The following is a 22,159-nucleotide window of genomic DNA, read 5'->3' on the forward strand; positions in this document are numbered from 1 at the left end:
CCCGAGGGTTGCTCGGGCCGTTCTCGACTTGTTTGGTGGCGCTTCAGGGACTCGAACCCCGGACCTGTGGATTATGATTCCATCGCTCTAACCAACTGAGCTAAAGCGCCTGAGCCCGCCATTCTAAGCGAAGTTTTTTGAGGCTGGCAAGTGGGTCACAAACTGGCCCCGCAGATCAAGGTGCGGCGGGGCGCAGGAAGGCTTGTAGCGGCTTGCCCGGCAGGCGTTTCAGACCCTCGACGAGTTGCGTGGCGTTGAACACCGCGCCGGCATCATTCGTGTGGGTGCGGGCGTCCGAGAAGAAGGAGTCGACGCGCTCGGCGCCGATGCCGCGATAGGCCTCCGTGACGAGCATCGTCAGGTCGATGAACTGGGCACCGTTGGCGCGGGCGACCTGTTCGCCCCAGGCGGCGTAGTTCTCGAAGTCGCGCGGCTGCTCGGGCTTCCAGCGATCCTTGTGCGGGATGGGCGACAGCACGACGACGCTCGCGCCCTTGGCCTTGGCATCGTTGATGTAGCGCGCCAGGTACCAGCCGAAGCTCTGCACCATCTCCTTCGTGCCATCGGGCCGGGTGTCTTCCACGGCCTCGGGGCCGATGCCGGGCACGGAGCCACGGTTCTTGCCGGCGGGGTCGCCGATGCGGGCGCCGTCGTTGTGGCCGAACTGGATCAGCAGCGTGTCGCCGGCCTTGAGCTGCTCCAGCACCGAGGCCCAGCGCCCTTCGGTGAAGAAGGTGCGGCTGCTGCGGCCGCCAATGGCGTTGTTGACGACGTTGATGCGCTGCGTGTCGAAGAAGGGCGCCAGGCGCTCGCCCCAGCCGTAGGCGCCGCCCTGGCCGCCGCTGCGCACGGTGGAGTCGCCGATCAGCACGAGGCTGGGCAGCTTGGGGTCGCGCGGGGCTTCGACCTTGACCTTGCGGGCGTCGACCACCGGCCGGTCGTCGCTGCCATCGGGCGCGAAGCGGCTCAGGTAGACCGTGTCCGGCAGCACCTTGTTCTGAATCAGGCCGGCGATGACGAGCTGGGCATTCACTGCGGCGCCGAGCCAGTTGGTGTGCACGGTCTCCTGGGGCATGTCGGCCGGGAAGAACTTCTCGACGTTCGCCTTGCCCTGCGCCTCGTAGCGCAGCGCGCCCCATTCGTTGAGGTCGATGAAGGCCACGTTTTCCTGCTTGGCGACCTCGGCGGCCCAGGCGGCGAAGTTGCCGCCTGCGCGCGTGACCTTGACGCCATCGGCCTCCCAGCGCTTGCGGATCACCGGCGACGCGACGACGGGCGTCGCGCCCGCCGCGCGGATCTCGGCGATGAAGCCGCGCAGGTAGCCGCCGTAGGTGTAGACGGTTTCAGGCTTGCCGGTGAGCAGGTTGTTGATGTCTTCCTTTTCGGGCCCGGTGCCGCGCAGCACGCCGCGGGCGCGGCTGTTGTCGTTGACGGGGCTGGCGTCGTTGTGGCCGAACTGCATGACGACCCAGTCGCCCTTCTTGATGAAGGGCTTGGTGCGATCCCAATGGCCGCTCGTGCGGTAGGTGCGGCTGCTCAGGCCGCCCACGGCGCGGTTGACGACGTTGATCTTGTTCTGGTCGAGGTAGGCGGCGATGGGGTTGCCCCAGCCCCATTGGCCCTCGGCGCCCTTGCCCTGGCCGTCGTCGCGGCCGTTGCGCACGGTGGAGTCGCCGATGAAGATCAGTGACGGCAGCTCGGGCTTCGCGGGCTCGGGCAGCTGGATCTGTGCGCGTGCGGGGTCCGTCGTGGCGGTGAACTCCTGCGCATAGGCCTGAGCCAGTGGCAGGGAGAGCAGCAGGGCCGCAACGAGGCGGCGCGTGGGCGTGGAAGTCATGGCGCGCATGCTAGGAGGGTCGCGCCCCGCCGGGCGGGCGGTACAGCGCAAGTTCTTGAGCGATTGGCGGCCAGCAACAGTCCTTGACACAGCCGGGCCTAGAGTCGCCGCACTTCGACCTGACGGCCCTGCCATGCGCTCCAAGAAAACCCTGTTCATCGGCGCCTTGCTCAGCCTGGCGCTCGGCTCCGCCTGGGCCCAGATCGGCCAGCGCTTCCCGTCCGAGAAGCGCGTCGTGCCCGACCCGGTCACCGGCACACCGCTGACCTTTTTGACGACACAGCCGCGCGGCGACGCCAAGATCTACCCCAGCCATCCGCAGTGGACGGCCGACGGCCAGTGGCTGGTGTTCCGCTCCAACCGCGTGAAGGGCGAGGCCATCGCCGTCAACGAGGCCACGGGCGACCTGGTGCAGGTCACCGAGGGCGGCTACGAGGGCATGCTCAACCTGGCGCAGTCGGGCGGCAACAAGCTCTACTTCCTGCGCAAGGACCCGACCGGCGCTGGCGGCGACAAGGTCAGGCAGGCCGTCGAGGTGGACCTGACCCGCGTGTTCGCCGACAGCAAGGCCGGCGCCATGAAGCCGGCCAGCGCCTACCAGCGCATCTTCGCCACGCTGCCTGCGGAGCTGGAGGCCTATGGCGACAACGCGCTGGACGCCGATGGCCAGTGGTTCTACTTCCGCATCCAGGGCAAGGCCTACGCCGGCGCAAAGCTGTCGGCCGGCACCAAGGTCGAGGCGCCCTTCGGCCCGCGTGGCATGGGCGCCGGCCCGCATGCCATCGGCAAGATCAATGTGAAGACGGGTGAGATCCAGCACGTCGTCTCCGTGCCCTTCCAGATCGGCCACATCCAATCCAACTCATGGAACCCGGGCGAACTGGTGTTCAGCTGGGAGACGGGCGGCAAGTCGCCGCAGCGCACCTGGACGGTCAAGGGCGACGGCACCGGCCTGCGGCCGCTCTACCCGGAAGCGCCCTACGAGTGGGTCACGCACGAGGCCTTCATTGGCAAGGACGAAGTGGCGCTGGCCATCATGGGCCACCGCCCGGTCCCGGGCGTCATGGATCCGAACCGGCCGGCGGGCACCGCCGTCGAAGGCGCCAACCCCGGCCAGGAGGACGGCTGGGGCAACACCGGCACGCGCGAGAAGCCCACGGGCCTGGCCATCATCAACTTGCGTACGCGCGAGATGATCATTGCCGGCCAGACGCCGAAGGGCAGCGGCCTGTGGCATGTGCATGGCTCATTCGACGGCCGCTTCGCGGTCGGCGACGACTTCGAGCGCGGCCTCTACCTGATCGACCGCCGCACGCGCGAAATGATCCTGCTCAGCGCGGGCCACAAGACCACCGCGCGCGATCACGTCCACCCGACCTTCAGCCCCGACGGCAAGAAGATCCAGATCCAGTCGGCCCTGCTGGCGGCGGACGGGCGCGAGATGAGTATCTGCATCGTGCCGGTGCCGCAGGCCTGGCTGGAGCGCCGCCCCTGAGATTGTTTGAATATGTTTCGAGCGTCGAGCTCGAGATTGAATATTCGAATTTATTGAGGTGGCCAATTGATTGGCGCGCTCGCGATTGAATATTTCGAATATTCGTTGAGTGGCCGCGCCGCAACGGCAATGCGCAGCGATCTGAGCGCAGGCTGCGCTTTGCGAGGGTTAACGCCAGCCGAAGCAATCACGCGCCTGATTCTTTCCTGCGCGCTGAGCCGGCCAGAAACCAGGCGCCTAGACTCGTTGCGGGGCAAATAAGACAAGGCGCCTTTGTCGCGCTGGTTGGGTTGATATTTTGGAGACAAACAAAATGCTGAAGAAGATTCACGGCCGCGCGCCGGTTTCGGGTTGGACTCCCCTCGCGCTGGCCGTTTCGGCCGCCTTGGCCAGCCAGGCCCACGCCCAGCAGCCCGCCGCACCGGCGGCTGCCGCGTCCGCGCCGGCCGCCCAGGACACCAACCAGCTTGAGACCGTCGTCGTGACGGGTATCCGCCGCTCCATCCAGAGCGCCATCGACCGCAAGAAGAACGCGTCCACCGTCAGCGACAGCATCGTTGCGGAAGACATCGACCAGTTCCCGGACAAGAACGTCGGCGAGGCGTTGTCGCGCATCACCGGCGTGCAGCTGTCGCGCCAGTTCGGCGAAGGCTCGCAGGTGTCCATCCGCGGCGTCGAGCCCAACCTGAACCGCGTCCAGATCAACGGCATGTCGGTGCTGAGCACCAACGGCGGTGCCGGCCGCGGCGCTGAGCTGCGCGAGCTTGCGTCGGAGCTGATCGCTTCCATCGACGTCATCAAGGGATCGACGGCTGACCTGACCGAAGGCGGCATCGGCGGCACCGTGGAGATCAAGACGCGCAAGCCGCTGGACTTCACCAAGCGCACCATCGCCGGCACGCTGGCGGCCGAGCAGGGCAGCCTGCGCGGCGGCGTGCAGCCGCGTGGCACGCTGCTGCTGGCCGACAAGTTCCTGGACAACAAGCTCGGCCTGATGGCCAACCTGGTTTACGACAAGATCTACACGCGCGGCGACTTTGCGCGCAACACGTCCTGGGCCTTCCTGCGCGACTGGGACTTCTCCGCCGACAAGACCATCACCAGCCTGAACGCCAACGCTGCGGGCGTGACCACCAAGGCCGGCTGCACCAGCCTGGCCGCCGCCGACCAGGCGCCCTGCAACTCGCAATGGTTCGATTACTCGCCGCGCATCTCGCGCTACGGCATCTGGACCCGCGACCACGAGCGCAGCTCCGCCGAAGTGACCGCGCAATACCAGTTCACCAAGGAGCTGGATGCCTTCGTGAGCTACCAGGCGAACACGCAGGCGCAGCGGCTCAATGACATGAACTACGGCACCGACTTTTCAGCCATCACACGGCTGGCATCGTCGGGCAATGCGCCGGTCTACGCGGCCAACGGCACCGTTGCCACGGCGGGCACCTGCGTCGCAGCGCCGTCTGCTGCAACGCCGGCCGGCATGACGGTGGAGAACCACCACGTCACGCAGTTCACCGTGGGCAACTGCCTGAACGTGGCCGGCCAGGGCGGCCAGGGCGCGTTCAGCACGTCGGCGCGCGATTTCGCGCTGGACATCAAGTCCAAGTACACCAGCGCCGGCTTCAAGTTCAAGAACGACAAGTGGCGCATCGAAGGCCTGCTGGGTGACTCCAAGTCGGACTACAAGAGCGAGAGCAACAACATCGTGCTGACGCAGAACGCGCCCGGCCTGGTCGTCAAGCTCGACGGCAGCCACCTGCCGCAGTTCACGTTCCCGACGGCCTACAGCCCGGACAACGCCTCGTCCTATGTGCAGGCGCAGCTGCAGTACCGCCCGTCGGCCACGAAGAACACCGAGCGCCAGGGCAAGCTGGACTTCCAGTACAACTTCGATCACCCCTTCTTCCAGAGCCTGTGGTTCGGCGGCCAGATGCGCGAGTCCAGCGCGCGCCAGTACAACGGCGGCGGCTACCTGGTGCAGAACAACGGCAGCCTGACCGCTACCGACGAAGCGGTCGACATCAATGTCCGCACCGCCAACGTCAACCAGACCTTCATCTGGGACCCGCTGTACACCGGCACGGCGCAACGCCCCAACGACGCGCAGACCTACATCAACAGCGGCTTCAAGACCTCATATGTGACCGGCACGCGCATGCAGGAGATCGTCAACACGATCCGCACGAAGTCGCCCGGCACCTTCCTGGGTGGCTATGGCGACGTGACCGGCGTCCCCGCCAACTGGACGGCACCGAGCTATGCGGCGACGACGGCGTCGGGCATTTTCGACGCCAGCGATTTCTCCCACAAATACCTTTACTCGTCGCCCGGCAACGACGGCAAGACCTATCCGCAGATCCCGGCCTTCGACGTCACCGAGAAGGTCAAGGCGGCTTATGTGCGGCTGGACTGGGGCACCGAGATCTTCGGCCTGCCGCTGGATGGCAATGTCGGCGTGCGCTACGCCCGCACCGACCTGAGGACGACCGGCCTGCAGACGGACCGCACCTGCAACCCGCTCACGGTGTCGACCTGTGCGCCCCTGGTGAACACCAACAAAGTGGTCACGCTCGACAACAGCTACAGCGACGTGCTGCCCAGCCTGAACGCCACGCTGCAGCTGATCGGCGGCAAGCTGCTGGTGCGCGGTGGCACGGCCAAGGTGATGGCGCGTCCGGCGATCGACCTGCTGGCGCCCAACGTCACCTGCACGACCGGCAGCGGCGACCCGGCGCGGGGCGGTAACGGCACCGACACCTGCACGGCCGGCAACCCCGACCTCAAGCCCTATCGCGGCACCAAGTACGACCTGAGCGTGGAGTACTACCCCAGCCGCGACACGCAGTTCAGCCTGGCCACCTTCCGCACCCAAATCGGCACCTACGTGCGTACCGGCGTCTACCAGCCGAAGGTGAACTTCTACGGCGACGCCCGCCTGTTCGACGTGACGCAGGCCGTCAACAGCGAGGGCGCCAAGACGCAGGGCCTGGAGCTGGCGGGCCGCACGGCGCTGACCTTCCTGCCGGGCCTGCTGGGCAACTTCGGCGTCGACGCCAACTACACCCGCATGACGTTCAGCTACGCCAAGGGCAACGAGCTCATCAGCCCGCTGGACAACTCGGTGCTGCCGTATCCGGGCCTGTCGAAGAACTCCTACAACCTGGGCCTGTGGTACGACGACGGCAACTTCAACGCCCGCCTGGCCTACGCCTACCGCGACAAGTACTACACCGGTGGCAACGACGTCTCGGGCAACCCGAACTTCAGCGACAAGACCGGCTACCTGGACGCCAAGATCCAGTGGAAGGCGACGAAGAATTTCACCGTGGCCTTCGAAGCCAAGAACCTGACCGACCAGGCCGAACTGACCTACGCGGGCGACCTGTCGCGCCCCAACGAGCTGGCCTGGTCCGGCCGTCGTTACTACGTGACGCTGGGCTTCAAGCTCTGACGGCGTTTTTGATCTCCGGGCGTTGGCCGGCATGGCCAATCCTGTTGCGCCTGAATTTCAGGTGCGGGCCCCGCGAGGGGCCTCTTTTTTTGGCTGGAATGGAACCCCTCGCCCAGTCCCGCCGCGCTGGACGCGGGCGGGCCTGGTCGGTCCCCCTGGGGGACGGCGATGCTTGCGGCGTTGAGCCGCCGGCACATCGCCATGCGGGCCGGCTTGGGAGCGGCCCGGCGCTCGGCCCATTCCCTGGCACTACGGCCGTGCGAATTTGAATTGGAATGCTGACATGACTCTCTCGTCCACGATCTCCAAGCTGGCCTGCGGCCTGCTGATGGCCGGCGCTCTCACGGCCCATGCGGACACGCGCCAGATGGAGAAGCTCGACCGCGGCGTCGTCGCGCTGTCGACCTCGTCCGGCGTATTCGTCAGCTGGCGGCTGCTCGGCACCGAGCCGGCTGGCGTGCGCTTCAACGTCTATCGCGACGGCAAGCGCGTCAACGCCGAGCCGCAGGCGTTGGCCAATCTGGTGGATGCGAAGGGCAGCGCCGACAGCCTCTACACGGTGCGCGCCGTGGTGTTCGGGCACGAGCAGGCCGCGTCTGCCGCCACCGCGCCCTGGAGCCAGCCCTACCTGCGCGTGCCGCTGCAAAAGCCCGAGGGCGGCACCACGCCGGACGGCGTCGCCTACACCTACCAGATGAACGACGGCGCACCCGCCGACCTGGACGGCGATGGCCAGTACGAGCTGGTCGTGAAGTGGCAGCCCACCAACGCCAAGGACAACTCGCAGAAGGGCCACACTGGCAACACCTTCGTCGATGCCTACAAGCTCGACGGCACGCGGCTTTGGCGCATCGACCTCGGCCGCAACATCCGCGCCGGTGCCCATTACACACACATGGTGGCCTACGACCTGGACGGCGACGGCAAGGCCGAAGTGATGATGAAGACGGCCGACGGCACGGTGGACGGCGCCGGCAAAGCGATCGGCGACACCAAGGCCGACTACCGCAACGAGGCAGGCTACGTGCTGGCCGGTCCCGAATTCCTGACCGTCTTCAACGGCCAGACCGGCGCGGCCATGGCGACGGTGGACTACAACCCGCCCCGTGGCGACACCGCTGCCTGGGGCGATGCCTATGGCAACCGCGTCGACCGCTTCCTGGCCGGCGTCGCCTACCTGGACGGGCAGCGGCCCAGCGCCGTGTTCTCGCGCGGCTACTACACGCGCGCCGTCATCACCGCCTGGGACTGGCGCGACGGCAAGCTGACCCAGCGTTGGGTCTTCGACAGCAATGCCGATGCCGAAAGCAAGCCCGCCGCAGGGCAGGGCGCCCATTGGTTCTCGGTGGCCGACGTGGACCGCGACGGCCGCGACGACATCATCTACGGCGCTGCCACCATCGCCAGCACCGGCAAGCTGCTCTACAGCACCGGCCTGTGCCACGGCGACGCGCTGCACGTCAGCGCCTTCGACCCGGCGCGCGAAGGCCAACAGCAGATCTTCATGGTCCACGAGAGCCCGCGCTGCTACGGCGAGCATGGCCTGGAGATGCACGACGCGGCCACCGGCAAGGTGCTGTGGAGCATGTCCGGCAAGAACACCGACGTGGGCCGCGGCGCGTGCTTTGACATCGACCCCGCCTACCCCGGCGCCGAGTGCTGGGGCTCTGTCGGCGGCCTGATGAGCGCGGGCGGCAAGCTCATCAGCGAGAACCACCCCAACCGCTACAACTTCGCGATCTGGTGGGACGGCGACCTGCTGCGCGAGTCGCTGGATCACGTCGCCATCGACAAGTGGAACCCGGGCGCGTTCAAGTTCGAGAACGTGCTGAACGGCAAGAAGTTTGGTGCGGCCTCGAACAATGGCACCAAGGGCAACCCGGTGCTGTCGGCCGACCTGTTCGGCGACTGGCGCGAGGAAGTCGTCTGGCGCAACGAGGACAGCACCGCGCTGCTGGTCTTCTCGACACCGCTGCCGACCGAGCACCGGTTGGTGACGCTGATGCACGACCCGCAGTACCGCGTGCAGGTGGCCGCGCAGAACGCCGGCTACAACCAGCCGCCGCACACCAGCTTCCACCTCGGGCACGGCATGAAAGCGCCGCGCTACCTGCCTATCCAGACGCCATGAAACTCGCTGCCCTGCTTCTGTTGTTGGCCGCGCTGGCCGGCTGCGCCACGCCCGAACCGGCACCGCGCCCGCTCTTCCGCGATCCGGTGCTGGACGGCGCGGCCGACGTGTCGCTGGTCTTCAACCGCGGCCTGAAGCGCTGGGAAATGTTCTACACCAACCGCCGCGCCACACTGCGGCTGGACGACCCCAAGGACGTGAGCTGGGTGCACGCCACGCCCATCGGCATCGCGACGACGGACGACGGCAACCACTGGCGCGCATCGGGCGAGGCCAAGTTCCCGGCCGAGTGCACGGGCGTCACGTTGTGGGCGCCCGAGATCCAGGACTTTGACGGCACCTACCACCTGTGGCTGACCATCGTGCCCGGCGTGCACAAGAGCTGGACCGGCGAGCGCCGCATCGAGCACCTGACCAGCACCGACCTGCGCACTTGGCAATGCGCTGGCCGCGTGGACCTGGGCTCGCCCAAGGTCATCGACGCGTCCGTCATCCGTGCGCCGCAGGGCGGCTGGCGCATGTGGTTCAAGGATGAGCAGGGCGGCAGCAAGCTCAAGGTGGCCGACAGCCCCGACATGAAGACCTGGACCGTGCGCGGCCCCATCAGCCAACTGCCCGGCGAAGGCCCCACGGTCTTCCAGTTCGCCGGCAAATGGTGGCTGGTGGCTGACCTGTGGAAGGGCTTGCTCGTCATGCGCTCCGACGACGCCGAGCGTTGGGAAGAGCAGCCGACGCGAATGCTTGCCGACATCGGCCAGCACCTCACCGACCGCGCCAAGGGCCAGCACCCGGGCGTCACCGTCGTCGACGGCCGCGCCTACCTCTTTTACTTCACGCACCAGAGCGGCGAGCCCGAGGCCAAGACGGATGACCGCTGGCACCAGCGCACCGTCATCCAGGTGGCCGAGCTGAAGCTGGTGGGCGGCTGGCTGACGGTGGACCGCAACGCGCCGCCGCCGGACCTGCGCGCGGCCTTCGGAGCCCGTTGATGCGCGCGCTGCTGCTGGCCTTCTTGTTGAGCGTGGCCGGGGCAGCGCAAGCAGGCTTGAGCGTGACGACCTCGGCCTCGCCGGGCAGCGTGCCACTCGACGGCGCCGTCATCGTCACCGCGCCCAACGCCGATCCGCTAGAAGCCTTCGTCGCGAAGGACCTGGCCGATGACTTCAAGCGCCTGGGCCTGCGCACAGGCATCAAAGGCGCCGTGCAGATCTGGGTCGGCACCGCCGGCCGGCATGCGCAGATCGACGCCGCCGGCCTCGACCTCAGCAAGCTCAAGGGCTGCTGGGAGTGCTTCCAGATCGCGCTGCTACGCAACCCCGCGCCCGGCGTGAAGGCAGCCCTCGTCATCGCTGGCGCCGACCGCCGCGGCACGGCCTATGGCGTCTACACGCTGAGCCAGGCGCTGGGCGTGTCGCCCTGGCACTGGTGGGCCGACGTGGCACCGCTCAAGCGCGGGCCGCTGCACGTCTCCCTGAGCGAACCGCTGCACGACGGCCCCGCCGTCAAGTACCGCGGCCTCTTCATCAACGACGAGGACTGGGGCCTCTTCCCCTGGGCCGCCAACACCTTCGAACCCGAGGCCGGCACCATCGGACCGCGCACCTACGAGCAGGTTTTCCGCTTGCTGCTGCGCCTGAAGGCCAACACGTTGTGGCCGGCCATGCACCAGGTGTCGGGCGCCTTCAATGCCAACCCGCGCAATGCCGAGCTGGCGCAGCGCTACGGCATCGTCATGGGCTCGTCCCACGCCGAGCCCATGCTGCGCAACAACGTCGCCGAATGGAAGGCGCCGGCCGAGCAATACAACTACGCGACGCATGCCGAACAGGTGCGCGATTACTGGGCCGAGCGCCTGAAGACGAATGGCCGCTACGAGAGCCTGTTCACACTGGGCATGCGCGGCATCCACGACTCCGGCATGCAGGGCGGCGGCACGGTGGCTGAGAAGCAGGCGCTGCTGAACGGCCTGCTGGCGGACCAGCGTGAATTGCTGGCGAAGTATGTCGGCGACCCGGCCACGCTGGCCCAGGTCTTCGTGCCCTACAAGGAAGTGCTGCCGCTGCTGCCTGGCCTGGCCCTTCCGGACGACGTGACGCTGGTCTGGCCCGACGACAACTTTGGCTACATCCGCCAGTTCCCGGATGCCGCTCAAGCCAAGCGTTCGGGCGGTTCGGGCGTGTACTACCACCTGAGCTATCTCGGCGCGCCGCTGTCCTATCTGTGGCTGAGCACGACGCCGCCCGCCCTCGTCGCTGAGGAGATGGGTCGCGCCTTCGATGCCGGCGTGCAGCGGCTGTGGGTCGCCAATGCGGGCGACATCAAGCCGCACGAGGTCAACCTCAGCCACTGGTTCGACCTGGCCTGGAACCCGGCTGCGGTGCGGGCGCAGGGCCAGCAGGCTTACCTGCGTGATTTGGCGCAGCGGCTGTTCGGGCTGTCCGAGATCGCGGATATCTGGGACGGCTACTACCGTCTCAACTTCGAGCGCCGCCCCGAGCATCTGCAATACCACCTGCCCGGTGAGCGCGCGCGCCGAAGCGGCCTGGCGCCGGCCGCCATCGACGAGCGCTTGGGTCGCTTCACTGGACTCCTTGCCAGCCTGGACGCCGTGCGCCCGCACGTCGCAGCCGCGCAGCGCGACGGCTTCTTCCAGCTGGTCGAATACCCGGTGCGCGCCTCCGCCCTGGCCAACGAGCGCTTCTTCGCGCTGGAGCGCTACGCGGTGACGATGGAGCGCGACCCGCCTGGTGCCCGCCGCTTCGCTGCCCAGGCCGTGCGCGCCGACCAGCGCCTCAAGGCCTTGACCGCGCGCTACAACGGCGGCCGTTGGGCCGGCATGCTGGCCGAGGAGCCAGCCGATGGCTTGTGGACGAGCTACCGCCAGCAGGCGCCGTTGCTGCCGGCCGCCGGCCTCGGTGGCAGTGGGACCGAGGCGCTGAGAGACCTCGCGAAAGCCGCTGCCGACCTCGCCCCCGTGACCGCTGCCGCCGAAGCAAAGCCTGCGCTGCGCGTGACGGCGTCGCAAGGCTGGCGCCTCATCCCCGGCCTCGGCCGTGGCGACGGCGTGCTCCGCGCGCAGCAGCCCGGTTCAACTTTGGAGCTGCAAGCCCAAGCACCCGCCGGCGCCAGTTGCCTGCGCATACACGTGCTACCCACCTATCCGCTGACCACCGGTGAGCCGTGGCAGGCTGAGGTGTTCGTCGACGGCCAGACGCACCCGCTGCGCTGGGCCCGTGGCACGCAGGACGCCGGCTGGGCGCAGGGCGTGCTGGCCAACCGCCTGCCCGCCATGCTGACCTTGGCCGAACGCGCGGCGCCCCCGCTGCTGCTGAAGCTCAAGGCCGTTCAACGTGATCTGATGTTCGACGGTGCCGAGCTTGTGCCCGGCGCTTGCAAAGGCAACCCATGAAGCTCGCATCCCTCATCCTCGCTGCCGCCCTGCTCGCCGCGCCGCTGGCCCAGGCCCAGAACCCGCTCAACCTCGGCAAGGACCTGCGCACCGCCGACCCCTCCGGACACGTCTGGAAGGACGGCAAGATGTGGCTCTACACCTCGCACGATGAGGAATGCCAGGCCGACTTCCACATGAAGGACTGGTACGCCTTCTCGTCCACCGACCTCGTCAACTGGACCAACCACGGCGCCGTGCTGTCGGTGAAGGACCTCAAGTGGGCCACCGACTACGCCTGGGCACCCGATGCGGCCTACAAGAACGGCAAGTACTACCTGGTGTTCCCCGCCGGCACCGGTGTCAAGGACCGCCAGAACTCCAAGAACAGCACCAAGTGGATGGGCATAGGCATCGCCGAGAGCGACTCGCCCGCCGGCCCCTTCAAGGACATGATCGGCGCGCCGCTGTGGCGCAAGCCTTACGCCAACGACCCGGTGCTGTTCGTCGACGACGACGGCCGCGCCTACCTCTACAGCCGCACGTCGGGCGTCAACTATCTGGTGGCCGAGATGGCCGACGACATGCGCAGCCTCAAGGGCGAGCTGCAGAAGATGGACATGGGCGGCTACGAGCCGCCGATGGAAGGCCCGTGGGTGTTCAAGCGGGGCGGCCTGTACTACTTCACGATGCCCGAGCACAACCGCGTCCTGACCTACTACACGGCGACCTCGCCCAAGGGGCCCTGGAAGTACCACGGCGTCATCATGGAGCAGGAGAGCAACGCCAACAACCACCACTCCATCGTGCAGTTCAAGGGCCAGTGGATCCTGTTCTATCACCGCTGGCTGGATACGCCTGGCGCGGCCTGCAACAAGAAGCAGCGCCACGTGACGGCCGAGTACTTGCACTTCAACGACGACGGCACGATCCGCAAGGTCGAGCGGACACAAGAAGGCGTGGGTGATTTTCCCCGTCGGGCAACACCTGGCACCACGCCGGGCGTGACAAAGTAGCCCGCGCAATGCGCGGGCATCGCCCGCATCCTTCATGAGCGCAAAGGACTCGTCACGATGAAGCCCGTTGTTAGACGTCTTGCCTGGCTCGCCGGTATTGCCGGTGCCGGTGCCCTTGTCTATGCGCTGGGCGGCTGGCGTGGTGATGACGCCGCGGCGCCGCAGCAAGCTGCCTTGCCTGCGCCTTCCATGCTGGCTGCGGGTGGTGGCGGCCTGGCCGAGCCGGCTCGCACTGCCGAAGCTGGTCCCGCCTCAGCGCCTGCACCGACGCCGGCGGCTGCGATCCCTGCATCGGCCGTCTTGCGCCGCCCGCCTGTGAACGTCTCGCGCATGCAGCCCGACATCCAGCTCGCCATCAGCAGCGATCAGCGTGGCAAGGCTGGGGAAGCAGCGCGGCACATCCAGAGGTGCCTGGCGTTAGAGCGCGACCCAGAGCGGGTGCGCCAGCGGATGGAGGACTTGCTGCGCCGCTTGCCCGAAACCGCGCACAGCGTCATGAGAGCCAGCCACCAGGAGTTGGTCGCCTCGTGCCAGGCCGTGGACGCAGCTTCTCGCGCGCAGCTGGTGCCGCTGCTTCGGCGCAGCCTTGACGAGGGCGACAAGGGCGCGGCTGCGGGCCTGGTGCAGGCCTTGGAAAAGAACTTCAATCTGGCAGATGAGCCCGGCGTCATCCCGGCGCTGCGCCGTGACGCCTGGGACTGCGACCGCAGTTCACAAAGTGTGCTGAGCAGGCTGGTCCGCCGGGATCCTCAACTGTTGACCCCCAATGAGATCGGGGCCTTGCGCGATCAGGAACGCATCCAGCTCAGCAAGGGTCTGGAGGCAGCGCTGCGCAAGGCTGACGGTGACCCGAAGCGTCAGGCCGCCTTCGAAGGCATGCTGGCCACCTTCAAGCCGCCGCCCGAGGCCAACCCTGCGGAAGTGGCGCGGATCTCGGCCGAGATCCAGACCCGCTGCGAGGCCGCGCAAGCCGCCCTTCCCGGTGGCGGGCCTCGTGGCGTTGGCAGCTAGAGAGCCAAGCCCAGAATCCCTACGCGCAGATCAACGCGCTGGCCCGCCAGGCCTTCGCCCACTGGGGCGCCGGGCGGCTGGCCGAGGCCTCAGCGGGCTTCACCGCGGCCATCATGCTGGTTCGTGACGGCGGCTTTCCCGCCGTTGCGGACCTGCACGCCCAACTCGCCGGCGTGCTGGACACGCGGGGCCAGCTGGCCGAAGCCGTTGCCCAGTCGGAACTGGCGCTGGCGGCGGAGCAGGCGCACGCCGGGGCAAGCGATGCCGAGCCCGCCGTGAAGATCGCCTGTCACTTCCTGGCGGACCGGCTGGTACGCCACGGCCAGCCCCAGCGCGCACTGGACGTGCTGGCGCCGTCTCTGGCGGCCTTGCCCGACGACTGGCTGCTGAATCTCACCCAGGCCGAGGCGCTGTTCGCCGCTGGCCGCGTCGCAGACGCTCGCGCCGCGGGCGAGCGTTCGCTGGCGAATGCCTCATCGCAGGACCAGCGCGCGCAGCTCGCCGAGCGACTTGCGCAGGTGCTGAGCTCCTGACGGTGAGGCGGCGTGCGCGCCGGCCGTCGCAGCCGGCCCTGCGTGAAAACTACCTCGCTTGCCGGCAGGTTGGTTCGGCATAGTCCGCAGTCGTTCATGACTGCCAGCCGCGTTTCCCGATGAAGCCTGTGCCATGCCTCCCCGTGCTGTTGCCCGATGCCGGCCCTGCCGAGGCCAATCGGCTGTTGGCGGATGTGCAGGCGCGTTGCCGGAGCTGAACGCAATGACACCGACGCGGCTTCTCTTCATGCTGGCCGGCTGGTGCGTTCTGGCGATTGCTTTGAAATGGCGGCGCGACGCTGTGCCGCCTGAACCGCCGCCGCTGTCGGCCCCGCCAGTGGCACAAGCGTTGCCGGCCTCGCCATCCGCCATTGCACCGTCCGCCGAGGCCGTCTGGCAGCCGGCGGCACCGGCATCGGCGGTCGCCATTCCCCGCCCCCCGCTGGACGTTTCGCGCATGCAGCGCGAGATTCAAATAGCCGTCAGCAGCGACCAGCGCGGCAAGGCCGGCGAGGCGGCGTGGCACATCAGGGCCTGCGAAAACGTCGAGAGACTCCGTGCGGAGGTCGACGCTGGATGGCACCGCAAGTGCGAGGCTGACGGCTGCGCGCTGCTGGCCGGCATGCAGCAGGACCTGGCGTCCTGCCAGGCCGTGGATGCCGCGTCACGCGCGCAACTGGTGCCGCTGCTGCGCCGCAGCCTCGCCGAAGGCGATCAAGGTGCGGCGGCCGCGCTGGTGTTGGCGCTGGGCAAGGGTTTTGACGTGGCCTCAGAGCCCACGGTCGTGGCCGCGTTGCGCCGCGACGCCTGGGCCTGCGACCGCGTGTCGCAGCACTGGCTCAGCATGCTGGCTGCACAGCACCCGCGGCTGCTGACACCCAACGAGATCGGCGCGCTGCGTGAGGAGAAGCGCGCCGCGATCAGCAAGGCGACCGAGCAGGCGCGGCGCCGGCCCGACAGCCACTCCGCCCACATAGCTGCGTTGGAGAGCTTGCTGGCCAGCTTCGAACCGCCGCCCGGTGCCGACCCCGCCGAAGTCGCGCGGCTGGCGGCCGATATCCAGGGCCGCTGCACGCCTGAGCGCTGACCTGACCGCTCAGAACCGATACAGCCATCCCGCGAACAAGCTCGCCTGGTAGCGGCGCTCCACCAGCGGGCTCTTCTCGATCTCCTTGCCGATCAGGCGGCCCGACACGTCCAGGAACAGCATTTCATTGCTGCCCGTCGCATAGGTGAAACGCAGCCCACCTTCGGTCTGCGTGGCCGACTTGCCCAGGTAGACGGGCCGGCCGGCGATGGCCTCGTTGGGCTTCACGCCGAAGTAGTAGTCCACGAACTTCTTGTCCACGCCGCGCAGGCCGATGCGGGGCGTGATGGCCAGGTCGCCGAAGTCGAAGCGCTTCTCGTACTCCAGCGAGAAGACGCGGCCCTTGCTGTTGCTGGTCGCGTCGCCCAACACCTCCAGCGACAGCTCGCCCATGCCGGTGTCCCAGATGGCTGCGCCGCCCAGCCACAGGCCCTCCTTGCGGCGGTCCATGCCGCGCAGAAAGTCGGAGTCCTTGGCCTTGTAGCCGTCGAAGCCGAAGCGCGTGCGCAGCCGCCAGCTGACCGGGCCGGTACTGCCCAGCTTCACGTCGATGGTGGGCAGCGCGACCGACACCCACTTGCTCTCGTAGATCAGCAGCGGCAGCACACGGGCCTTGGCGTCCACACCGCGGTAGGGCTCGCGCACGGCGCCGGCGCCGATGCCCGCGATGGTCAGCGAGCTGGGTTGCCCGCCGTCGGGCGGGCTGTTCTGAGCCAGGGCCGGCGTGGCGATCAGCAGCGCGGCGACAAGGCGGAGGGCGTGGGCTTGCATGGACTACTTCCTTCGGGTGTGGGAACGAAACGCCGCGCAGACTAGAAGCCGCGAATTGGCGCCGGCTTAGGGCGCGTGACCCTGGCCGGTCGTCCATCCTCACGATGGCTTAAGTCAGCACGTTTAAGCTGCCGCGCATGCGCGCACTGCTGGTGGAAGACGACGAGATGATTGGCAAGAGCCTGACCCAGGCGCTGGCCCGCGCCGGCTGGTCGGTGGACTGGGTGCGCGACGGCGAGCCCGCCCGCGCAGCGCTGGCCGACGGCGGCTATGCCTGCGTGCTGCTGGACCTGGGCCTGCCCCGGCTGGATGGCCTGAGCCTGCTGCGTCAGCTGCGCGCCAAGGGCGAGCTGACGCCGGTGCTGGTGCTGACGGCGCGCGACGGCGTTGAAGACCGCATACAGGGCCTGGACCTGGGCGCCGACGATTACCTCGTCAAGCCCTTCGAGTTTGGCGAGCTGCAGGCGCGCATGCGGGCGCTGCTGCGCCGGGCCAGCGGCGCGGCCCAGTCGCTGCTGGGCACGGGCGCAGCGCTGCAGCTGGACCTCAACACCCGCGAGGCCTTGCGCGGCGGCCAGCGCGAGGCGCTGACGGCGCGCGAGTTCGCGCTGCTGCGCGCGCTGCTGGAGCGCCCCGGCGCCATCCTGTCGCGCGAGCAGCTGGAGCAGCGCATCTACGGCTGGGGCGAGGAGGTGGGCAGCAACATGATCGACGTGCTCATCCACGGCATGCGCCGCAAGTTCGGCGCCGACGCCATCCGCAACGTGCGCGGGCTGGGTTGGCGCGTGGCGCTTGTGGAATCCGCATGACGCGTGCGCGCAGGCCGATCTCGCTGCATCTGCAGCTGGTGTTGTGGCTGCTGCCGCTGCACCTGCTGACGACAGCCGCCATCGGCGGCGCCTTCTACTGGAGCTATGGCCGCATCGTCTACGGCTTCATGGACGGCCAGATGAAGGCGCTGGCGCACTCGCACGCGGTGCGTTCCTGCGAGGGTCTGAGCGTTCCGCTGCAGCCGACGGGCCCCGAGGTCTATGAGGCCGGTGGTTTCATCGTGCAGCTCTGGTGCGCCCGCGACCCGGCGCGCCGCGCCAGCTCCTGGCCGGCGTTGGACGTGCCGCTGCAGGCCGAGCCCGGCTGGCACACGCTCAGCGCGGGCGGCGAGGATTGGTATGCCTACACCGCACCAGCGAGCGACGCGGGCGAGCTGCGTGCTCAGGTGCTGCAGAGCCAGGCTTTTCGGCACCAGGAGGTGGGCGGGCGCGCAGTGCTGGCCAGCCTGTCGGGCCTGCTGCTGTTGCCGGTGTCGCTGCTCGTGCTGGGCAAGGTGATTGGCCGCACCTCGCGGCGGCTGCGCGGCGTGGCGCTGCAACTGGCCAAGCGAGACGAGCACAGCACCAGCGATGGCGCGCTGGACGTGCCTTGCGAAATCACGCCGCTGGTGGGGGCTTTCGAGGCGCTGCTCGGGCGGCTGCGTGAGGGGCTGCTGGCCCAGCGCCGCTTCGTGCAGGACGCCGCCCACGAGCTGCGCACGCCGCTGACGGCTCTCAACCTGCAGCTGGAGAACCTGCGCCCCCACATGGCCGGCGCCCAGGCCGAGTTCGAGCAGTTGCAGCAGGGCATGCACCGCGCCGAGCACCTCGTCGAGCAGATGCTGAGCCTGTCGCGCCAGGAGGCGGCCCGCACGGCCAGCGCTAGCGCGTTGCTCGACCTGCGCGCGCTGCTGCGGGCCAGCATCGGTCAGGCCATGGCCCTGGCCGACCGGCGCGGCGTCGAGGTCGGCTTTGTCGACCATGTTGAAGGCCCGCTGCTGCTGAGCGCCGTCGAGGGCGACCTGCGCAGCCTCTTCGACAACCTCATCGACAACGCCCTGCGCCATGCGCCGCCGGGCAGCGAGGTCGAGCTGAGGCTGGCCGCGGGCGAAGGCGGCGCGCGTTGGGTGGATGTGCTGGACCGCGGCCCGGGCCTGCCGGCGTCCATGCGCGAGCGCGTCTTCGACCGCTTCTTCCGCATGCCCGACGCGCCCGCCGGCGGCAGCGGCCTGGGCCTGGCCATCGCGCGACAGGCTGGCTTGCGGCATGGGCTGAGCATCGAGTTGCGCGGCCGGGAGGACGGGCTCAGTGGTCTCGTCGCACGAGTTCACCTGCCGGTCCCAGGCTAAGTCCCAACTCATTCATGCCACCTAGATTGAGCGGCATGAACACCGCACACCCCTTCCCATTCGCCCGCCGGCTCGGCCTTGCGCTGCTGCTGGTGATCGCCTCGCTCACCGGTTTCATGGCGCTGCGCTACGCCTTGCCGGGCCAGCCGTGGGCGCCGCCGCTGACCAACCTGGCGACGCAGCGCCAGATGCTGGTGCTGCACGCCGTGAGCGCCGGCCTGGCCTTGATGCTGGGCCCCTGGCAGTTCGTCACGCGGCTGCGCGAGCGGCGCCCGCGCCTGCACCGCGCCATTGGCTGGGGCTATGCGAGCTGCCTGCTCGTCGGCGGCCTGACGGCGCTGCCGCTGGCCCTGCAGGCCAACGGCGGGCCGCTGGCTCAGGTGGGCTTTGCGCTGCTGGGCCTGCTGTGGCTGGCGAGCACCGCCATGGCCCTCGTCCACATCCGCGCGCGCCGCGTGGCGGCGCACCGGCACTGGATGCTGCGCAGCTTCGTGCTGACGGCCGCTGGCATCACGCTGCGCCTGCAGATCCTCGCGGGCTCGGCCTTTGGCGTGCCGGTGGAGGCCTTCTACACGGCGCTGGCCTGGACCTCCTGGCTGCCGCAGGCGCTGTGGCTGGAATGGTGGCTGTGGCGCGCTTCGGCAGCAGCGCCGGTGGCGCGGCCGGAGCCTGACTGGCCGGCCGCGCGGCTGGATGCTCACTGAGTAATGCTGCCAGATACGGGCAGCGGCGGCGCAAGAATCCACGCACCTGTCCTGGCTTCCTGGAGACCCTTCATGCAAGGTCATTGCCTGTGCGGCGCCGTCCGCTTCACGTCGCCCGACGCTCGGGAGATTGGCGCCTGCCACTGCGGCTTCTGCCGGCGCTGGGGCGGCGGCCCGCTGCTGGCCGTGCATTGCGGCACTGACGTCCAGTTCGATGGCCAGGAGCACATCGGTGTCTACGCATCGTCGGAATGGGCCGAGCGCGCCTTCTGCAAGCACTGCGGCACGCGTCTCTTCTACAAGCTGCTCGCGACCGGTGAATACTTCGTGCCGGCCGGCGCCTTCGAGTCGGGCGACTTCACGCTGGCCAGCCAGATCTATGTCGACAAGAAGCCTGGCTACTACGACTTTGCTAACCAGACGCCCATGCTGACGGAGCAGCAGGTCATAGCTCAGTACGCGCCGCCGGGCGATGCCGGCTGAGCGCGATGACGCCATTCAGCAGCCGCGAGGTCCAGGCCAGGTTCGACGCCTACCCGGCCGGCGTGCAGCGTCGCATGCTGGCGCTCAGAGAGCTGGTGCTCAAGACCGCCGAGCAAACGCCCGGTGTCGGCGCCATTGACGAAACCTTGAAGTGGGGCGAGCCGGCATACGTCACCGTCAACAAGGCGGGCAGCACGGTGCGCATCGAATGGAAGCCCAAGGCGCCTGAGCATTACGCCATGTACTTCAACTGCCAGACCAATCTGGTCGAGTCGTTCCGGTTGCTGTTCCCGAATGACTTCCGCTTTGAGGGCAATCGGGCGCTGGTGCTGGACCTGGAGCAAGAGGTGCCGGTGGATGCGCTGGGCTTTTGCATCGCGGCGGCTCTGACCTATCACCTGAATCGACGCTCAAGCGGGCGGTGAAACCGGCGCCGCCGTGGGCGACGCGCAGGCGGCGAGCAGCAAGGCGGAGGCAAGGGCAGTGGTGGCTCGCATGGCGTCAGTCGTCGAGTGCGGAGCGGGCACCGGGGCCGGCGGGCGTGTCCAGTGCGGTCAGGCGCAGCGCGATGCCGGGCTTGCCCGGCAGCTTGATGGCGCTGGGCGCCACGAAGTCGTAGCGGCCCTGCGGCTTGAACTGCAACGGCTCCTTGACCGGCGTCACCGTCATCGCCCAGGTGTCGATGATCTCGGCCTTGAAGCGCTGGCCGTCGCGCAGACCGGTCAGGTAGAGCTTCGGAGCCCATTCGGCGGGCGCCTGCTGGCCGAAGTAGACGAGGTAGTAGCGGCCGGGCTGGCCGGCGATGAATAGGTCGTCGAAGGCGTCGATGGGGTCGATGCCCTCAAGCGGCGCGGCGTCGAGGATGGTCTTCAGAAAGGCCAGCCGCGCGGGGCTCTCGCCGCGCAGCTGCTTGCCTTGCGCCAGCCAGATCGTGCCGTCGGCCGGGTCCGGGATGAACTCGCTGTGGCCGCCATAGGTGCCGGCGATGGTCGTCGACCAGAAGGCGTGCACCATCTGCTGGCCCGTCAGCTGCGCCCAGCGGCGGTCGTGGCGGCCTTCGTATTTCAGCTCGTCGAAGACGACCGGCTTGCGCCAGGCCTCGCGGAACAACACTGCCCGGCTGGCCTCGGCCGCCGCCATGCCGTGCTGCATGCTGACGTGGGTGATCCAGTCCTCGGCCTGGTTGTAGATGCGCTTGCCGTTGTGGATGGAGCGCAGGTGGCCATAGGGGTCCCAGCGCTGCAGCAGCCGGCCCAGGTGGGCCCAGTCTTCGTCAGTCTTGGTGCGGATGAAATCGAACTCGTTGGCGAGTGACCACCAGACGTTGCGATAGGCCGCCAGCCGTGCGACGACGTAGCGGGCGTAGCGGTCGTCCTGCTCGCGGGTCATGGTGTTGAAGCCCCATTCGCGCTTGTCGTCGTAGGGGTGGTGCAGGATCAGGTCGGCCTCGATGCCCAGCTCGCGCAGCTGGCCCACGCGCTGCTCCAGGTGCCGGAAGAAGGCGGGGTTGAAGCGCGCGAAATCCCACTGGGCCGGCGGTGTTCCGGCGAAGGGCCAGAACTCGGGCGGATGCTTTTCGATGCCCGCAGTCTGAGGAAACACCAGCATGCGCACCTTGTTGAAGGGCGCTGTCGCCAGCGTCTTCAAGGTCTGCTCCTCCAGCGCGTTGCCTCGGTGGGCCCAGCTGTACATCGTCGTGCCGACGGGTTTGAAGGGCGCGCCGTCCGCGTAGCCGAAGTGGTGGCCGTGGCGCACGCCCACCGGACCGTGGTTGCCGGGCTTGGGCGCCGTGGCGGTGAACTCGCCCTGCTTGTTGGTCAGCGGCCAGCGGTTGCTGTGCGTCACCCAGGTCCAGCGACCGGCGCGCGGCGGCATGAAGCGCACGCGGTAGACGCCGTCGCCGTCGTAGAAGCCATCGACCGCTATGGTCTGCGCGCCGTCGCTGAAGCGGGCCGTGAGCCGCACGTCGACGAAGGGGTTGCCCTCCTTTGGGCCGGCGAGCTCGATCTCCTCGATGCCCCATTGCTCAACGGCATGAGCAGCCGCACTGCACAGGGCCAGCAGCAGCAGTGCCAGCGTTCGCCACAGTCTCAT

At 68.3% G+C, this 22,159-nt stretch carries 17 protein-coding genes and 1 tRNA gene; 14 read left to right on the forward strand and 4 right to left on the reverse strand.

Features of this window, described 5'->3' with window-relative positions; all coding sequences use genetic code 11:
* Positions 1–33: 33 nt before the first annotated feature.
* A tRNA-Met gene (locus tag ACXRVZ_RS05415) sits at positions 34–110 on the reverse strand.
* 65 nt (positions 111–175) lie between these two features.
* Entirely contained in the window at positions 176–1,837 is a 1,662-nt protein-coding gene (locus ACXRVZ_RS05420; protein ID WP_457420919.1) for a GDSL-type esterase/lipase family protein, read from the reverse strand.
* 133 nt (positions 1,838–1,970) lie between these two features.
* Here ACXRVZ_RS05420 and ACXRVZ_RS05425 point away from each other — a divergent pair, with 133 nt between their 5' ends.
* The 9 genes from ACXRVZ_RS05425 (at position 1,971) to ACXRVZ_RS05465 (ending at position 15,949) form a co-directional block, all read left to right on the forward strand.
* A complete protein-coding gene (locus ACXRVZ_RS05425; RefSeq protein WP_457420921.1) occupies positions 1,971–3,332 on the forward strand; it encodes a TolB family protein in 1,362 nt (453 codons plus the stop codon).
* Positions 3,333–3,645: 313 nt separating this feature from the next.
* A complete protein-coding gene (locus ACXRVZ_RS05430) occupies positions 3,646–6,783 on the forward strand; it encodes a TonB-dependent receptor (protein ID WP_457420923.1) in 3,138 nt (1,045 codons plus the stop codon).
* Positions 6,784–7,066: 283 nt separating this feature from the next.
* Positions 7,067–8,914 carry a rhamnogalacturonan lyase gene (locus tag ACXRVZ_RS05435; RefSeq protein ID WP_457420925.1) on the forward strand — a complete coding sequence of 616 codons (1,848 nt, stop codon included), beginning with the start codon at positions 7,067–7,069 and terminating at the stop codon, positions 8,912–8,914.
* Positions 8,911–9,903 carry a hypothetical protein gene (locus ACXRVZ_RS05440; RefSeq protein ID WP_457420927.1) on the forward strand — a complete coding sequence of 331 codons (993 nt, stop codon included), beginning with the start codon at positions 8,911–8,913 and terminating at the stop codon, positions 9,901–9,903. The genes ACXRVZ_RS05435 and ACXRVZ_RS05440 overlap by 4 nt, the downstream gene beginning before the upstream one ends.
* Positions 9,903–12,323 (forward strand): glycosyl hydrolase 115 family protein, encoded by a 2,421-nt coding sequence (locus ACXRVZ_RS05445; protein ID WP_457420929.1) that lies wholly within the window; start codon positions 9,903–9,905, stop codon positions 12,321–12,323. Before ACXRVZ_RS05440 ends, ACXRVZ_RS05445 begins: the two co-directional genes overlap by 1 nt.
* Complete coding sequence (locus ACXRVZ_RS05450; protein WP_457420931.1) at positions 12,320–13,318, forward strand: family 43 glycosylhydrolase; 999 nt, start codon at positions 12,320–12,322, stop codon at positions 13,316–13,318. The genes ACXRVZ_RS05445 and ACXRVZ_RS05450 overlap by 4 nt, the downstream gene beginning before the upstream one ends.
* 57 nt (positions 13,319–13,375) lie before the next feature.
* Entirely contained in the window at positions 13,376–14,329 is a 954-nt protein-coding gene (locus ACXRVZ_RS05455) for a hypothetical protein (protein ID WP_457420933.1), read from the forward strand.
* 113 nt (positions 14,330–14,442) lie between these two features.
* Positions 14,443–14,862, forward strand: coding sequence for a hypothetical protein (locus ACXRVZ_RS05460; RefSeq protein WP_457420935.1), 420 nt, complete (start codon positions 14,443–14,445; stop codon positions 14,860–14,862).
* A 457-nt stretch (positions 14,863–15,319) separates the two neighbouring features.
* Positions 15,320–15,949 carry a hypothetical protein gene (locus ACXRVZ_RS05465; RefSeq protein WP_458232231.1) on the forward strand — a complete coding sequence of 210 codons (630 nt, stop codon included), beginning with the start codon at positions 15,320–15,322 and terminating at the stop codon, positions 15,947–15,949.
* 9 nt (positions 15,950–15,958) lie between these two features.
* On the opposite strand, the gene ACXRVZ_RS05470 is transcribed toward ACXRVZ_RS05465, so the two are convergent.
* On the reverse strand, positions 15,959–16,720 hold the full coding sequence (locus tag ACXRVZ_RS05470; RefSeq protein ID WP_457420939.1) for a MipA/OmpV family protein: 762 nt from the start codon (positions 16,718–16,720) through the stop codon (positions 15,959–15,961).
* A 137-nt stretch (positions 16,721–16,857) separates the two neighbouring features.
* Between ACXRVZ_RS05470 and ACXRVZ_RS05475 the strand changes: the two genes are divergently transcribed.
* The 5 genes from ACXRVZ_RS05475 to ACXRVZ_RS05495 all read left to right on the forward strand — a co-directional run bounded on the left by ACXRVZ_RS05475 (position 16,858) and on the right by ACXRVZ_RS05495 (position 20,490).
* Positions 16,858–17,529: a response regulator gene (locus tag ACXRVZ_RS05475; RefSeq protein ID WP_457420942.1), complete on the forward strand. Its 672-nt coding sequence runs from the start codon at positions 16,858–16,860 to the stop codon at positions 17,527–17,529.
* Positions 17,526–18,878 (forward strand): sensor histidine kinase, encoded by a 1,353-nt coding sequence (locus ACXRVZ_RS05480; RefSeq protein WP_457420944.1) that lies wholly within the window; start codon positions 17,526–17,528, stop codon positions 18,876–18,878. Before ACXRVZ_RS05475 ends, ACXRVZ_RS05480 begins: the two co-directional genes overlap by 4 nt.
* Positions 18,879–18,913: 35 nt before the next feature.
* Positions 18,914–19,582: a DUF2306 domain-containing protein gene (locus ACXRVZ_RS05485; RefSeq protein WP_457420946.1), complete on the forward strand. Its 669-nt coding sequence runs from the start codon at positions 18,914–18,916 to the stop codon at positions 19,580–19,582.
* 72 nt (positions 19,583–19,654) lie between these two features.
* Positions 19,655–20,065: a GFA family protein gene (locus tag ACXRVZ_RS05490; RefSeq protein WP_457420948.1), complete on the forward strand. Its 411-nt coding sequence runs from the start codon at positions 19,655–19,657 to the stop codon at positions 20,063–20,065.
* Positions 20,066–20,070: 5 nt separating this feature from the next.
* Entirely contained in the window at positions 20,071–20,490 is a 420-nt protein-coding gene (locus ACXRVZ_RS05495; RefSeq protein WP_457420950.1) for a DUF1801 domain-containing protein, read from the forward strand.
* A 76-nt stretch (positions 20,491–20,566) separates the two neighbouring features.
* Here the strand turns inward: ACXRVZ_RS05495 and ACXRVZ_RS05500 are convergent, their stop codons facing one another.
* Complete coding sequence (locus ACXRVZ_RS05500; protein WP_457420952.1) at positions 20,567–22,159, reverse strand: DUF5060 domain-containing protein; 1,593 nt, start codon at positions 22,157–22,159, stop codon at positions 20,567–20,569.

The organism is Roseateles sp. P5_E8, from assembly GCF_054177665.1.

Excerpts from the sequence above, each read along its gene's own strand:
- ACXRVZ_RS05420 (WP_457420919.1), bottom strand. The coding sequence starts at position 1,837 with ATGACTTCCACGCCCACGCGCCGCCTCGTTGCGGCCCTGCTGCTCTCC.
- ACXRVZ_RS05425 (WP_457420921.1), top strand. The coding sequence starts at position 1,971 with ATGCGCTCCAAGAAAACCCTGTTCATCGGCGCCTTGCTCAGCCTGGCG.
- ACXRVZ_RS05430 (WP_457420923.1), top strand. The coding sequence starts at position 3,646 with ATGCTGAAGAAGATTCACGGCCGCGCGCCGGTTTCGGGTTGGACTCCC.
- ACXRVZ_RS05435 (WP_457420925.1), top strand. The coding sequence starts at position 7,067 with ATGACTCTCTCGTCCACGATCTCCAAGCTGGCCTGCGGCCTGCTGATG.
- ACXRVZ_RS05440 (WP_457420927.1), top strand. The coding sequence starts at position 8,911 with ATGAAACTCGCTGCCCTGCTTCTGTTGTTGGCCGCGCTGGCCGGCTGC.
- ACXRVZ_RS05445 (WP_457420929.1), top strand. The coding sequence starts at position 9,903 with ATGCGCGCGCTGCTGCTGGCCTTCTTGTTGAGCGTGGCCGGGGCAGCG.
- ACXRVZ_RS05450 (WP_457420931.1), top strand. The coding sequence starts at position 12,320 with ATGAAGCTCGCATCCCTCATCCTCGCTGCCGCCCTGCTCGCCGCGCCG.
- ACXRVZ_RS05455 (WP_457420933.1), top strand. The coding sequence starts at position 13,376 with ATGAAGCCCGTTGTTAGACGTCTTGCCTGGCTCGCCGGTATTGCCGGT.
- ACXRVZ_RS05460 (WP_457420935.1), top strand. The coding sequence starts at position 14,443 with ATGCTGGTTCGTGACGGCGGCTTTCCCGCCGTTGCGGACCTGCACGCC.
- ACXRVZ_RS05465 (WP_458232231.1), top strand. The coding sequence starts at position 15,320 with ATGCAGCGCGAGATTCAAATAGCCGTCAGCAGCGACCAGCGCGGCAAG.
- ACXRVZ_RS05470 (WP_457420939.1), bottom strand. The coding sequence starts at position 16,720 with ATGCAAGCCCACGCCCTCCGCCTTGTCGCCGCGCTGCTGATCGCCACG.
- ACXRVZ_RS05475 (WP_457420942.1), top strand. The coding sequence starts at position 16,858 with ATGCGCGCACTGCTGGTGGAAGACGACGAGATGATTGGCAAGAGCCTG.
- ACXRVZ_RS05480 (WP_457420944.1), top strand. The coding sequence starts at position 17,526 with ATGACGCGTGCGCGCAGGCCGATCTCGCTGCATCTGCAGCTGGTGTTG.
- ACXRVZ_RS05485 (WP_457420946.1), top strand. The coding sequence starts at position 18,914 with ATGAACACCGCACACCCCTTCCCATTCGCCCGCCGGCTCGGCCTTGCG.
- ACXRVZ_RS05490 (WP_457420948.1), top strand. The coding sequence starts at position 19,655 with ATGCAAGGTCATTGCCTGTGCGGCGCCGTCCGCTTCACGTCGCCCGAC.
- ACXRVZ_RS05495 (WP_457420950.1), top strand. The coding sequence starts at position 20,071 with ATGACGCCATTCAGCAGCCGCGAGGTCCAGGCCAGGTTCGACGCCTAC.
- ACXRVZ_RS05500 (WP_457420952.1), bottom strand. The coding sequence starts at position 22,159 with ATGAGACTGTGGCGAACGCTGGCACTGCTGCTGCTGGCCCTGTGCAGT.